This is a genomic window from Thermoplasmata archaeon, assembly GCA_038874435.1.
GTDB lineage: Archaea > Thermoplasmatota > Thermoplasmata > Lutacidiplasmatales > SKW197 > SKW197.
In genome coordinates this window covers 1-10816 of the sequence record JAVZCK010000035.1, presented here as the reverse complement: position 1 = coordinate 10816, position 10816 = coordinate 1, and the positions used below count along the sequence as shown (strand labels likewise).

Annotated in this window: 9 protein-coding genes; 7 read left to right on the top strand and 2 right to left on the bottom strand. The window is 43.1% G+C overall.

Translation table 11 applies throughout. The annotated features are described in order from the left end of the window. Window positions 1-299: 299 nt before the first annotated feature. Window positions 300-431 (bottom strand): hypothetical protein, encoded by a 132-nt coding sequence (locus QXD64_08675; GenBank protein MEM3397381.1) that lies wholly within the window; start codon window positions 429-431, stop codon window positions 300-302. Window positions 432-528: 97 nt separating this feature from the next. Between QXD64_08675 and QXD64_08670 the strand changes: the two genes are divergently transcribed. The 7 genes from QXD64_08670 to purE all read left to right on the top strand — a co-directional run bounded on the left by QXD64_08670 (window position 529) and on the right by purE (window position 10357). Then, window positions 529-2277, top strand: coding sequence for a NosD domain-containing protein (locus QXD64_08670; GenBank protein MEM3397380.1), 1749 nt, complete (start codon window positions 529-531; stop codon window positions 2275-2277). Between the two features lie 22 nt (window positions 2278-2299). After that, on the top strand, window positions 2300-3220 hold the full coding sequence (locus tag QXD64_08665; GenBank protein MEM3397379.1) for a hypothetical protein: 921 nt from the start codon (window positions 2300-2302) through the stop codon (window positions 3218-3220). Between the two features lie 102 nt (window positions 3221-3322). After that, window positions 3323-4921 carry a tetratricopeptide repeat protein gene (locus tag QXD64_08660; protein MEM3397378.1) on the top strand — a complete coding sequence of 533 codons (1599 nt, stop codon included), beginning with the start codon at window positions 3323-3325 and terminating at the stop codon, window positions 4919-4921. 6 nt (window positions 4922-4927) lie between these two features. After that, window positions 4928-9187: a tetratricopeptide repeat protein gene (locus tag QXD64_08655; GenBank protein ID MEM3397377.1), complete on the top strand. Its 4260-nt coding sequence runs from the start codon at window positions 4928-4930 to the stop codon at window positions 9185-9187. A 68-nt stretch (window positions 9188-9255) separates the two neighbouring features. Further along, window positions 9256-9489 carry an Lrp/AsnC ligand binding domain-containing protein gene (locus QXD64_08650; GenBank protein ID MEM3397376.1) on the top strand — a complete coding sequence of 78 codons (234 nt, stop codon included), beginning with the start codon at window positions 9256-9258 and terminating at the stop codon, window positions 9487-9489. Window positions 9490-9505: 16 nt separating this feature from the next. Further along, window positions 9506-9799: a hypothetical protein gene (locus QXD64_08645; protein ID MEM3397375.1), complete on the top strand. Its 294-nt coding sequence runs from the start codon at window positions 9506-9508 to the stop codon at window positions 9797-9799. 78 nt (window positions 9800-9877) lie between these two features. After that, window positions 9878-10357 (top strand): 5-(carboxyamino)imidazole ribonucleotide mutase, encoded by a 480-nt coding sequence (purE, locus tag QXD64_08640; protein MEM3397374.1) that lies wholly within the window; start codon window positions 9878-9880, stop codon window positions 10355-10357. On the opposite strand, the gene QXD64_08635 is transcribed toward purE, so the two are convergent. After that, window positions 10346-10636 (bottom strand): hypothetical protein, encoded by a 291-nt coding sequence (locus tag QXD64_08635; protein ID MEM3397373.1) that lies wholly within the window; start codon window positions 10634-10636, stop codon window positions 10346-10348. The genes purE and QXD64_08635 overlap by 12 nt on opposite strands. Window positions 10637-10816: the final 180 nt, after the last annotated feature.

The window sequence follows — 10816 nt, the reverse complement described above, 5'->3', positions numbered from 1 at the left end:
TTATCCAAAGTTTATGTTGTGACCGTAGGGGAGCAGAACTTTGTGAATGAAGTGACAAAATCCACGAGAAAACTGCTTAATGAGCTGGAAATACATATTACTCAAAACTTGGGAAGTTAGTGATTCCTTGCTCCTGCAGGAGGATTAGGGATTCTCGTTGGTCTTGTAGGGCTCTACTTCCTCCACACCACTTTCGCAAGTAGAAATTACAGGTTTATCAGAAAAAGGTGTGGTGCAGGAACTCTCTGTGTTGGATTTGCACTCTACGTCTTTCTCTCATCCCTTTTGCATTACACCTATCAATCTCTCTTTGATAATTTCAGGATCTCTGTTTGCGTTGGTGCTGGCTCTTTTGTGATGGAAAGCACACCACAGATTCTTGTGCCTGTAGTTTTGGGTTGGATTTTTGTGGTATTCCTTCTTTTATCCATTTTTTACCTGTGGAGGCATCACAAAAATTGTAAAAGCAGCGTTCAGCCGTAAAAAAAATATATGTATTGTGTAATGGGGAGTAATTGGTGATTGCCCATGCTGCTGGAAAAGAGCTTGATCGGAAAGTTTGTCATGCTGTTCACAATTGTTCTGGCACTTGTTTCTCTCCAGCCAGAATGTTGCGCAGGGACACCTTATGAGTGCTGTGCATCGCAGTCACTTCAGCCACTGACCACAAACCACACAATAACGATTGATGCGAATCTCTCTGATTGGCATTCTGATGAAGTGCTTGGTGGAAATGACAATGCAATCTGGTATCTCACATGGGATGCAACCAATCTCTACATTGCTCTGAACCGCCAGGAGACATTCCATGGAAGCGATAGTGACTACGATGTTCTATGGCTGTACATGGATACAAGAAATGGAGGAACAGTGGAAAGTGTAGATTGGAATGGAAAGCACACCCTCCCGTTCCATGCGGACTGGTGCTTTATCCTTAGACCCTGGAACAAATACTGGAATCTGAGGGAATGGAATGGCACAGCGTGGGTGCCTGATAAACCGTACTTTGGGGTGGAACCTGCTCAGGACTGGGGAAATGGCATAGCTGAGTTTGAAATTCCATTTACGGATATTGACAACCCTGTTTCGATTAGTGTAGCCGTGTTTCTCACCAATGGTGCAGACAACTATCTCTTCGGCGCTAGCCCAGCAGGAAATCCATCTGGCTATTCTGTAGCTCTCAAGACATACTGGAATTACTACAATCTTTCCACAAATGTGAGTCCAAATTCGCCATGGCGTTCATCTGGACCATTACACATAAATGGAAACAATGAGTTTATTTACATTGCTCAGACAAACGGATGGCCAGGGAATGGAACTGCTGAGAATCCGTACATCGTAGAAGGGTATGAATTCAATGGGAATGGTGGTGGATATGCTCTCTGGATCGAGAATACAGACCTCTATTTCGTTCTGAAAAACTGCAAGCTCTGGAATGCAACATTTCAATATACGTACCCCTATGGCCCTGCTGTGATGCTATCCGCAGTTTCAAATGCCACAATTGAGCATAACATTTTGACCAAGAGTAAGTATGGAGTTAAATTCCAGGGTGGATGCAAAAACATCAGAATCTCTGAAAACACTGTCACTGAAACATATTTCGGAGTGTTCGGTGAAGACATTGATGCTTCCTACATCAAGGTATGGAGCAACATAGTTTCCGCAAACAACGAGGGTGTAGTATTCTATCATGCCCAGCAATCAGAAATACGGAATAACACAATTCTTTTAAACTCAATTGGCATCACACTCTCTGGTGGGCGGGCAATTCTCATAGCCGAAAACTTTGTGCATCACAACTATTACCATGGGATTTCAATCTCTGGCGCTTCCCATTTGAATGTTATACGCAGTAACATAATAGCCAATAACGGAAACTGTGGGATTACAATCTGGGGTGACTCAGATAGTAACACCATTGTTTACAACACAATTGCGGATAACAATGGCTATGGAGTATCCATCTCAGAGTCAAGCAGTGGAAATAAGGTATATGGCAACAACTTTTATCGCAACAATGGAGCTGGAAAAGGGACTAACGGAGCAAGCCAGGGTTATGATGATGTAGGCAATTCCTGGGATGATGGGACAAATGGAAACTACTGGAGCAACTGGGATGGCACAGGAGGTTATCCAATAGATGGAGGTGCAAACGCAGAAGACAGGTATCCATACACATCTCCAGTGGTTCCTGAAGACCAGAACTTCCTCTGGTGCCTATTAGCGACCGCAGGAGCATTACTACTGATATATCGACGACTATATTTATAAATCCCATCCGCTATACGCTACCATGGAATCTCTGATTGCTGTGCTGCTATTCATTATATTTAGCACTCCGCTTCTACTTGCAATCTACACTGCAAATGCCAGCAGGTTCCAAACTATTCTTCGTGCCGACAAAAATAAGCTAGAAAATAAAAGAGTGCCAACTGCAGGTGGAATTTTTTTGCTCCCTGCAATAATCTGTATTCTAGCTACCCTGATTGGAGATTTTGGTGTCGCACTGGCACTTGCGGTACTCGTTGCAGGTGCTATTGGACTTGCAGATGACCTGAAAGGCAGTGGCATCTGGCTAAAGGTGCCTCTGATGATGCTGCCCTCTCTTCCTCTCATAATATTCTGGGTTGCGGGCGAATACAAAATTGAGGTTCCATGGTTTTTATCTCTGTTTCCTCTTATTCTCCTCCTCCCCTTCATTACTTCATTTTTTTCAAATGCATTTAACATAATTTCTGGTTACGATGGTTTGAGTATGGGAATTGGCGTTATCCAGCTTGGAACACTAGGAGTTCTCGCATTTCTGGCAAATAACATGGCTCTATGCTCTGTTGCCTTACTCTCTCTCCTAGTTCTCGGAACGCTGCTCCTCTTCAACTGGTATCCTTCGATAGTTTTTCCTGGCAACTCCGGAACTTTTATAGTCGGCACCCTTATGCCCTTGCTCTTCATCTATGGAGGTTTCTGGCTTCCGTTGATGTTTCTCTACATTCCCCACATCTGCGAGTTCCTGTTCAAGTTGAGATTTGGGGGCAGAACCGATGTTTTCGGTAGTGTAGATGCGGAGGGGCTCATTACCTATTCTGGGAAACCGAAGAGCGTCATTCACCTTTTGCTGATAAAAGGCAGATGGAAGGAACTAGATGTGACTACCACATTCCTGGGACTTGAGGGAGTATTTGCCGTCATTGCGTTGGCCCTGGTGTTTATCTGAACGAGCAAAGGAGAAACTGGCAAAAATCTGTTTGGGTGCATACAAAAGGTATTAATAATTCTCACCTATAACATCATAGGCATCAAAGGAGCGAATGTAGGCATGAGTCCCCCTCTATTTGGCGGAGATCCTGAAAAGAAACTTCTGGATGAAATTCGTGAGATTGTGGAGACAGCGAAAAAATATCAGAGAGCTGGTAAGCCAGACCAGGCAGCAAATGAATTCAGGGCCGCTCTCAGAACTTACAATAAATATGTGGAGGAAGTGAAAAAATACAGAAAGGAGTATTCTAATCTGCTTACGGAAATCGGGAGAGGACTCTATGCACTGGATGAGGTGGAACGTGCGATAGAAGCGCTTGAGAAAGCTCTCCAACTAGATCCAAAAAATGTACATGCATGGCTATTCAAAGGCAGCATTCACTTTGCAAATCCTGGCACTGCCAACTATGCAGTCATTTGTTACTCAGAGGCTGTGAAACTTGACCCAAAAAATGTAACCGCATGGAGAAACCTGGGCGATGCATATCGCGTGCTGGGCAAAAACGAGGATGCAATACTTGCATATCGCAACTTAATAAAGGTAGAGCCAAATAATCTAGCCAATTATGATAGAATTCTTAAAATAAATCCAAATGACACTGTTGCTCTGGAAGGAAAGGCAGCAGTTTTTGCAAAACAGGGAAAGATAGATGAAGCGGTTGAGATTTACAAGCTCCTATTTGAGATGAATCCAAAGATGGAATACTATGATGCTGTCGTATTAATGAAGCCAGAAGAAGCTGAAAATCTGAAAAGGATTGCTGGCGCAAGGGAAGCCGGAACAGTTGAACAAAGTGTACAACCTGTGGAGCAAGTCCAGCCTCAAGAGCAATACGTAGAGGTTCAGCAACAGGCACCTCAAGAACCTGAAAATACGGGAGACGAACTGGACCTCATCCCTGTAAGAGAAGAGAAGGTGACGGCTTCTGCAGTGGAGGACCTGCCTACACTTGAGAAGGCACCTCCTAGACCTGAGGAACTATCAAAAGAGATTAAACCCATTGAGTTGAAAACCGTTAAGGTAGAATCTGTACCTCCGCAACCAAGTGCTCCACAGCCACTGCCTGCTCCAACAGAAATTCCTCAGGAACTTGCTCATATCTTGGAATCACCATATTCAAAAGATGCTCCCCCTCTTACTGAAATCAAACGGTTTGTTTCAGAAAATGTGGATGATAAGGAAAAAATTCTAATAATTCTTGATAAACTTCTGGAAGTGGAGAGATATTCTGACATGAACGAATTGATGGAAATAATTCTTCCAGTGCATACTACAGATGATGTTCTGTGGTACTACAACGGAATTGCACTTGCAAAATTAGGAAGAGTGAAAGAAGCATTGAACTCGTTTACTGTCTCTGCAAAGCTTAACCCAGAAGACCCAGATGTTTACCTTGCAATCGGGGCAATTTACTGTCAAATGCGAGACTACGAAAGGGGAACGCAAGCGCTAAATGAAGTGCTGAAGAAGAGACCTAAAGAAGGAGAGGCCTGGTATCTCAAGAGTGTGCTAGAGGCAATGAATGGAGATTACAACAAGGCGAAGGCATTCTTGAAGCAGGCAGTTGTGCTTAGCGAGGAATTCAAAGAGAGAGCGAAGTCCGAGAAGGTGTTTGAACCCATTAAGGAAGATCCTATGTTCCAATCGATTGTGGGGTGAACTGATATGGGTTTTCTTGATGACCTGATGGACAAGGAAAAGAAGGTGCTGAAAAAGGCAACTGAGATGTTCAAGGAAGTTAAATCCCAGGCACAGCGAATTCCTCAATCAGAATTAGTAAAAAAATATGTTGATATTTTCAAGTATGTGATGCAAAATACAAAATCATTTGAAAAATATGCAGAAAACTTTTCAAGTCTTTTAAATGATCTGGGATATGAACTTTATGTTCTAAATCAGTACGATGCGAGTGAGGCCTGTTTCGAACAGGCAATTCGTCTTAATCCGAAGAACGGAATGGCATGGTATCACAAAGCGCTTATTCTGACAGTCACTAGTAAGAATCTAGAAGAGGCACTGGTGGCCTATGACCGTGCCCTTGAAATCTATCCGAAAGACAAATCAATCTGGACAAGCAAAGGAGATGCCTATAGACTTCTCGGAAGAACAGACGAGGCTGTGCAATGCTATCTGAAAGTACAGGAACTCGACCCCCTCAATGTGTTTTATTTTGACAGAATTCTGAAGCTTTTGCCAGATAACAAAAAAATTTTACTTCAGAAGGGCATAACTCTTGCTAATCTGAAGAGGTATGAGGAAGCCATTGGGTGCTTTGATAGAATCATCGAGCTTGATTTCAATGATTGTGAGGCATGGTATCAGAAGGCGAATGTGCTAGTGGCAATGGGAAAGGACAATGATGCACTCGCAATGCTTGAAAACGCAATCAAGATAAAGCCAACGAAAGAATTTCTCACTGTCAAGGCAAACATTCTGAAGAAACTTGGGAGAATCGGAGAAGCCCTAGATGAGTATAACAAGGTTCTAGAGATGGACAGAACAGACCGGACAGCACTCTGTATGAAAGGAGACATTTTACTTACACTAGGACGGATTGAAGAGGCACTGGAAGTTTACGAAGTCCTCACTACTGCATACCCAGATGAATCTGAGTGGTGGTTGCACAAAAAGAATATTGCTAAACAGTTGGGAAAGCATGAGATTGTCATCAGCAGTGCAAGCGAAATTCTCAGATTAATTCCAAATAATATCCAGGCAATGCTTGATAGGGGCTTTGCTTACTTAAATCTCGGAAAAACAGAAGAGGCACTGAACTCCTATGCGATGGCGCTTGAAATCGACCCTACAAATCTCGAGATTTTGCAAACTTTGCGTGGTCTTGCAAGAACTCTACAGAAACATGAATTACTCGTGGATTACTGCAATAGGTTTCTGACAATTCTTCCAGAAGATAGAGAAGCGCTGCTTGAAAAGGCCTCTGCTCTGGATGCAATGAAAAAGAATGAGGAGGCACTTAGATCTTACCAGGAATATCTGAAGATCGTTCCCAACGACCTAAGTGTACAGCGTAGGATAAAGGAAATTTTAAAGGAATTAGGGAGATTCTCCGAGGTTTATTCTATATCTAAACAAATTTTGCAGTCGGACCCAACAGAACTCGAAACTCTTATGGACCTCGGCCTTTCTGCAGAACAACTTGCTGCAACTGTTCAAAACTATGAGAGAGAAAGATACCTCAAGGATGCTTTGGTTGCTTTCGAAAAAGTGCTTGAAATGCGACCAGATTATACAGAAGCTGCAATCGCTAGAACTCGCGTGCTTATTCTCACTGGCGATTTCGACAAAGCACTTGAACTTACCAAGAAAGCAGTAGCTGCCACTCCAGATAACCCAAATGCTTGGTACATGAAAGGCAGGGCCGAACTGGAAATGCAGATGTTCGAAGAAGCAGCAAAAAGTTTTAGTGAAGCGATTAAACTTAACCCAGAGAAAAAAGAGTACTTCATGGGTAAAGGACTCGCACTTATGCAGATAGGAAGATTTGAGGAAGCACTTTCCAACTTTGAAAAAGCAAGAAATATCGACCAGAGTGACCCAGAAATTCTCTATCAGATGGGAGAAGTGATGACGAAACTCGGAAGGACCAATGAGGCAGTTGAGTATTATACTCTAGCTTCGGCTCTAAGACCTGATGATGTACGCATCCTACTTCGTAAGGGGCAATCTCAGATTAAGGTTGGCCGATTAGAAGAAGGGTTGGTCTCGCTTATGGGAGCAATGAACCGTGCGCCACAGGATGTTGAACTTCTGCGTCAGATAAAAGATGTTCTTCTTACTCTAAAACGCACTGAAGATGTTATAGAGTATTGTAACAAGATTCTCGAGCTTGCACCAGACGATATCGAAACATTAAAAGATAAGATAGAATGCCTAATTTCCATCGGAAAGTACGATGAAGCAAACAGGGAGATAGAAAGTGGGCTCGGAAGATTCATTGACGAGCTAGCACTCCTCGATCTAAAAAAACAACTCCATGTGCTTAGAAACGAAAAGGAAGAAGCACTTAGAGTGTGCAATAGAATTCTCATGAGAAATCCTCAAAATAGAGGTTGCTGGCTAGACAAAGCAAGATTGCTGTGGGATTTCGGTAGATTGGAGGAGGCACTGGCTGCGGTAAGGGAAGCAATTGCTCTTGAGCCAAACGAGATTGCACCATACTTTGATGCTGCAAAAATTCTGTTGGAGATGGATAAGCCATCTGATGCAATCAACTACTACGATGGCGTGTTGAAAATTGATGGTGAGAATACAAAAGCATGGGAATACAAGGGAGATGCCCTCATAAAACTCGGGAAAAAGGAAGAGGCACTTCTGTGTTACGAGCAAGCCGTAAAAGTTGCAGATAATGCTGATGCCTTTTTGAAACTCGGAAAAGCGCTTCAGGATGATGGTAAGGTGGAGGAGGCAATCGAAAAGTTCAGAAGTGCGATTGCCATAATGCCAGATAATATAGAGGCCTGGAAAGCCCTTGGCAATCTCTACATGCTTCGTGATGATTTTGCAGCTGCAAAAGATGCTTTTGAAAAAGTGGTAAGGACCGGTAAAGCGGACTGGGAGACATGGTATTTGATGGGTCGGGCAAACTTCAGAACAGGTCTTGTTAACGAAGCAATCGAATATTATGAGAAGGCACTCCAGATAGAGAGTCGAGCTCCTGTAGTTTATATGGCTCTCGCTGAAATCTATGCCTCACGAGAGAAACTTCCTGAGGCAGTTGACTGCTACGCAAAGGTCCTTCAGCTTAACCCAGATTATAAGGAGGCATTGCAGAACCGTGCATTACTCCTGGAAAAACTTGGGAGATACAACGAGGCAATCTCAGATTATGACCGCTTAATTGGGCTTGAGCCAGAAAACAAGTATGTGTGGAATGCAAAAGGGCTTTGTTTGATAAAGATGGAAAGGTACGAGGATGCACTCAGATGCTTTGAAAGAGCCCTTGAAATCGACAGAGAATTTGCACCTGCATTTGAAGGTAGAAAGACCGCACAGATAAGGATGATAGAGAAAAATATTGAAAGTTACGCTAGAAAAGTGCTGGAATATGAATACCAAGTGAAACGACGTCTCACAAAAAAGGATATGTTTGTGGAGTGCAAAATTCCGTTCAACATGCTTGACCATGTTGCCACTTACCTTTCATCATTTGAGCATGTCGAGCTCTCAACCTTATCAAAAGGAGAAATTGAGACACTGGATAAAGAGACAACTGAGATTCTCAGAGTGTGCATTGAAAGAAATCCTGATGGAATTGCAAGAAATGGAATAATGCTCTCTGACATTGTCATGAACCACCCAAACATTTCAGTCCAGAAGGCGAAAAAGATTATGGGATTCATCATGGCAGTAGAGGAAATGGATGCGTCCAAATATGAGTTCGCTCCTGAAATTGAGGCACTTGCAAGGGAAGCAATGAGGATTCCACCAGAAAAAAGAACGTTGTTCAATCTTGCAAAAGAGTTGAATACTGGTATTTTCAAAGCAAAGATTCTTCTACACCATCTCAAATCATTCAGTGATGGAAAGGTAAGCACCCCTATTGTAGAAGTAAATGAGATTGTCGATAAAACTCCTTCTGCCGATGCTAACTCAGAATTTCTCCCATCTGGAAGAAAGGGCACAGAACGTTGTATGATTTGCAATGGCCTGGCAGACATTCTACATGATTGTGGCGCTCCAGTATGTATTCTATGTGCAAAAACATACGGAACTTGCCCGAAATGTGGGCGGCAAATAGTGCTGCCAAGAACTGAAGTAGCAAAACATAAAGAAAGCGAAAAACAGGAAAAGAAGGAGAGCGAAGTGGTCGCAAAAAGAGAAGATGCGAAAGAGAAGGAAGCCCGAGAGGTATTGCCACCGCCAACTCCCAAGCCGTCCCAAGATAGGGATATTGGACAACTGTGAGACAACCGTAAGAAACAACCGTGGAAATCTTTATATTTTAGAAGTATCTATACCCAAACGGTGAGCAAATGGCAATCGGCTTCGTATTAATAAGCACGGCACCGGCAAAGGAACACGACGTGTACAACGAGTTACTGAAAGTGAAAGAGATAGTGGAACTGCACCCTCTATTCGGGGAATATGACCTGATTGCAAAGGTAGAGGCAGAGGACTTCAATGTTCTCGGTCAGGTAGTTGTGGACAAAATTAGGTCTATTCCTGGCGTAATTGACACTAAGACCTTGACTGGAATAAAGTTCTGAGAACGCTGGTGAAAGAATGAACATGGGCTGGCTGGAATACCTAACAGTGTTTCTGCTGACAATGGGACTTTTCATGCTGCTTGCTGGGATTTTCACAGCCTATTTCGGGACTGGCAGAAGCAGGCTGATCGGAGCAATTCTTCTGGTTGTCGGTCTTGTGGTCGGGATTCTTGGGGGCTTCTACTACTACAGAATGAATCCAGGGCATCTTCTGGAACTCATAAAGAGTGCGCTTCTCATGCTCCTCTCCGCAATAGGCGGTGCAGTCGTCGCTGTTGTGGTGTTTCTAGCAGCAATAATGAAGGCCTAAAAGAGCTTGCATGAACTTTTTTTTGCTATATTTTTTTCAATATTTTTATATTCTTGGGTTTTTGAGATGGGGTGGAGTATGGTAGATGTATGTGTAATTGCAGGGAGCATTTCTGATTTGGAAGTGATAAAAAAATGTGTCTCGATGCTTAAGAACCTGGAAATTTCTTATGAGGTCCACATTGCCTCTGCACACAAATCACCAGAGCTTGTGGAAGAATTTGTTAGAAATTCTGATGCGAAGGTGTTCATAGCGATTGCTGGTCTTTCAGCAGCACTCCCAGGTGTTGTGGCAGCAAAAACCCTCAAACCCGTGATTGGGGTGCCCTGTAGCGGAAAAGTTTCACTAGATGCAATTCTATCTGTAGTCCAGATGCCCCCGGGAATGCCAGTGGCATGCGTATCACTAGATGGAGGCGTGAATGCTGCACTTCTTGCTGCAAGAATCCTTGCATTGCAGGATGAGAAAGTCGCAGAAAAATTGAAAGAGCATCGCAACAATACCATTGAGGAAATGAAAAAACAAGATAAAAAGATTGAAGAAGAGTTAAATCATTGATTCTATGTCCACTGGACTTTCTACTGGCTTGAGCGGTTCTGTTGTCAGCGTGTATCTTACATTTGTGCCACGCAGGGCCCTGTGAAGTCGCTCAGTGATTTCCAGGAACTCACCATCGTTGTGATAGTCAATCATAAAGTCGTGATGGCCCTGAACAATCTGAAAGCCCAAACTTGTCATTATTCTGATTATCTCTGCTGGTGATGCTCCTTCGCTCGAAAATTCAAATCGGACATAGGTTCTTCTGGTTTCCGTGCCTTTAACATATATTTTGATCATGTGCCTCACTTACTCTGCTATACCCACGCTGGTATATTAATATAACGGTGGGGCCATGACTTCGGAAAGTTCATAGAAAGTTTGAATAGAAAAAAATCCATCCCCGCTCTAAAATCAACCAGAGGGGATGGAATGTCAACACAACAAGTCCATATATCGTCCGAACTAAAAAAATATATC

Coding starts and splice junctions, on each gene's coding strand:
- QXD64_08675 (MEM3397381.1), bottom strand. CDS start 431: ATGGATAAAAGAAGGAATACCACAAAAATCCAACCCAAAACTACAGGC.
- QXD64_08670 (MEM3397380.1), top strand. CDS start 529: ATGCTGCTGGAAAAGAGCTTGATCGGAAAGTTTGTCATGCTGTTCACA.
- QXD64_08665 (MEM3397379.1), top strand. CDS start 2,300: ATGGAATCTCTGATTGCTGTGCTGCTATTCATTATATTTAGCACTCCG.
- QXD64_08660 (MEM3397378.1), top strand. CDS start 3,323: ATGAGTCCCCCTCTATTTGGCGGAGATCCTGAAAAGAAACTTCTGGAT.
- QXD64_08655 (MEM3397377.1), top strand. CDS start 4,928: ATGGGTTTTCTTGATGACCTGATGGACAAGGAAAAGAAGGTGCTGAAA.
- QXD64_08650 (MEM3397376.1), top strand. CDS start 9,256: ATGGCAATCGGCTTCGTATTAATAAGCACGGCACCGGCAAAGGAACAC.
- QXD64_08645 (MEM3397375.1), top strand. CDS start 9,506: ATGAACATGGGCTGGCTGGAATACCTAACAGTGTTTCTGCTGACAATG.
- purE (MEM3397374.1), top strand. CDS start 9,878: ATGGTAGATGTATGTGTAATTGCAGGGAGCATTTCTGATTTGGAAGTG.
- QXD64_08635 (MEM3397373.1), bottom strand. CDS start 10,636: ATGATCAAAATATATGTTAAAGGCACGGAAACCAGAAGAACCTATGTC.